At 72.5% G+C, this 2,733-nt stretch carries 2 protein-coding genes; one reads left to right on the top strand and one right to left on the bottom strand.

Features of this window, described 5'->3' with window-relative positions:
* Nucleotides 1-204: 204 nt before the first annotated feature.
* Nucleotides 205-1,428: an MFS transporter gene (locus OOT08_RS11745; protein ID WP_325092823.1), complete on the top strand. Its 1,224-nt coding sequence runs from the start codon at nucleotides 205-207 to the stop codon at nucleotides 1,426-1,428.
* Between the two features lie 69 nt (nucleotides 1,429-1,497).
* On the opposite strand, the gene OOT08_RS11750 is transcribed toward OOT08_RS11745, so the two are convergent.
* A partial coding sequence (locus OOT08_RS11750; RefSeq protein WP_325092824.1) for an L-serine ammonia-lyase occupies nucleotides 1,498-2,733 on the bottom strand: 1,236 nt, incomplete at its 5' end.

Consider the following 2,733-nt stretch of genomic DNA (forward strand, 5'->3'; position numbering starts at 1 on the left):
AGGAATGGATGAGGTGCCCCCGTCGGTGGTGGAAGCGTGGGTCCGGCGGGGAAGAAGGGTTGGGCCGCTTGTGACAGCTCGAACCGTGACCCCCGCAGACGATGAGAAATATATTACGTGAGTTTGCCGGTCAGCACAGAAATCGGCCTCCGGCGTCCCGTCACGCGGCGTCACCGGGCACGGGCGGGGCGTAGGCTAACTGCAATGACCCCCCGCACCCCCGCCCCGGCGCCGCGTCAGTCGCGCCGGGTCGCGCTCGCCATCTTCGCCCTGGCCATCGGCTCCTTCGGCATCGGCACGACCGAGTTCGTCGCGATGGGGCTGCTGCCCGATATCGCCCGCGACCTGCTCCCCGAGCTCGCCGCGGCCAACCCCGACGCCGCGAACGCGCAGGCCGGGTGGCTCATCACGCTCTACGCGCTCGGCGTTGTCGTCGGGGCGCCCACGATCGCCGCCATCGCCGCCCGCTGGCCTCGGCGCACGGTGCTCGTCTGGCTCGCCGTGGCCTTCACCGTGGGCACCCTGGCGACCGCGCTGCTGCCGACCTTTGAGACCGTGCTCATCGCGCGCTTCCTCTCCGGCCTCCCGCACGGCGCCTACTTCGGGCTCGCCGCCCTGGTCGCGGCCGAGCTCATGGGGCCGGGTCGGCGCGGCCGCGGCATCACGCTCGTGATGACCGGGCTGACCGTGTCGAACATGGTCGGCGTCCCGCTCGCCACCGTCGTCGGTCAGCACCTGGGCTGGCGCGCGGCCTTCATCATCGTGGCCGGGATCTTCGCGCTGACCGCGGTGGCCGTGCGCCTGGCGCTCCCCGATCTACCGGGGAACCCGGGCCAGACCGTGCGCCGCGAGCTCGAGGTGTTCCGGCGGCCGCAGGTCTGGTTCGCCACGGGGATCGGGGCGATCGGTTTCGGCGGTTTCTTCGCCGTGTATTCCTACCTGGCGCCCCTCGGCACGGAGGTCAGCGGGCTCGCACCCGAGCACGTGCCGTGGCTCATGGCGACGATGGGGCTCGGCATGACCCTCGGGACGCTCGCGGCCGGCCGCCTCATCGACCGCAGCGTGCGGGCCGCGCTCTTCGGGTCCTTCGCCATGATGATCCTCGTGCTTGCCCTGCTCCTGCTGATCGCCGGGAGCACGACGGGCATCTTCATCGGCATCTTCCTCGTCGGGATCGCCTCCAGCGGCATCGGCCCGGCCGTGCAGACGCGGCTCATGGACGTGGCGGGCGACGCCCAGTCCATCGCCGCCGCGCTCAACCACTCGGCCATGAACCTCGGCAACGCCTCGGGAGCGTTCTTCGGCGGGCTCGTCGTCGCCGCGGGGCTCGGCTACCTGGCCCCGCTCTGGGTCGGCATCGTGCTCACCGCGCTGGGCATCGTGATCGCTGCCGCGAGCTTCGGAATGGACCGGCGCCTGGCCCGGTAGTTTCGGCGGAGCCAGGCGACCGCTCTGGCCGTTCCTTCGCGGGGACGCGCAGCAGCCGGGTCGCGCAGCTCAGCACTCGACGACGTTCACCGCGAGGCCGCCGAGGCTCGTCTCCTTGTAGCGCTCGGACATGTCGTTGCCGGTCTGCCGCATCGTCTCGATCACGGTGTCGAGCGAGATCACGTGGCTACCGTCGCCGTTGAGCGCCATCCGCGCCGCGGCGACCGCCTTCCCGGCGCCAATCGCGTTGCGCTCGATGCAGGGCAGCTGGACGAGCCCCGCGACGGGGTCGCAGGTCAGGCCGAGGTTGTGCTCCATCGCGATTTCGGCCGCGTTCTCGACCTGCGCCGGGGTGCCGCCGAGCAGGTGGCAGAGGGCCCCCGCGGCCATCGAGCACGCGGAGCCGACCTCGCCCTGGCAGCCGGCCTCGGCGCCCGAGATCGAGGCGTTGCGCTTGTAGAGACTCCCGATGGCCCCGGCGACGAGCAGGAACTCGGCGTGCGGGCGCGCGTGTTCCAGGGGCAGGAAGTCGATCGCGTAGCGGAGCACGGCGGGGATGATACCGGCCGCGCCGTTCGTCGGCGCGGTGACGACGCGGCCGCCGCTCGCGTTTTCCTCGTTGACCGCGATGGCGTAGGCCTGGAGCCACTCGTGTGAGGTGTCGCGCTCGCCGCGCAGATCGGCCTCCTGCAGGGTGGTCGCCATCCGCGCGGCGCGGCGGGCGACCTGCAGGCCGCCGGGGAGGACGCCAATCGCGGAGAGCCCGGAGTCGATGCACCCGCTCATGGTCGCCCAGATCTCGTCGAGTTCCGCGTCGAGGGCGGCGGCGGAGCGCAGGCGCGTCTCGGCGGCCCGCATCACCTCCGCGATGCTGAGCCCGCGCGCCGCGCAGATCTCGAGCAGCTCGTCGCCGCTCCGGAAGGGCGCCTCGACCCCCGCGGCGGGGTCCCCGGCGGCGTCGCCGGGCTCGTCACCGGCGTGCTCGATGAAGCCGCCCCCGATGGAGTAGTAGGTCTCGCTCAGGACCGTGTTGCCCGTGTGATCCAGCGCCTCCAGGGTGAGCGCGTTCGAGTGCCGGTCGAGCCGGGTCAGCGGCGCGAAGCGGAGCCAGTCCCGCTCCAGGGTGACCTCGCGGCCGTGCGGGAGGCGCAGCGCACCCCGCTCGGAGGCGAGGTCGGCGATGGCGGAGACGAGGGCGGGGTCGACGGTCTCGGGCAGTTCCCCGGTCAGGCCGACGAGCACGGCCGCCGGGGTGCCGTGCCCGATGCCGGTGGCGCCGAGGGAACCGTAGAGGACGCAGCGGAT

This window comes from Leucobacter sp. M11 (assembly GCF_035726885.1).
Taxonomy (GTDB): domain Bacteria; phylum Actinomycetota; class Actinomycetes; order Actinomycetales; family Microbacteriaceae; genus JAPFRB01.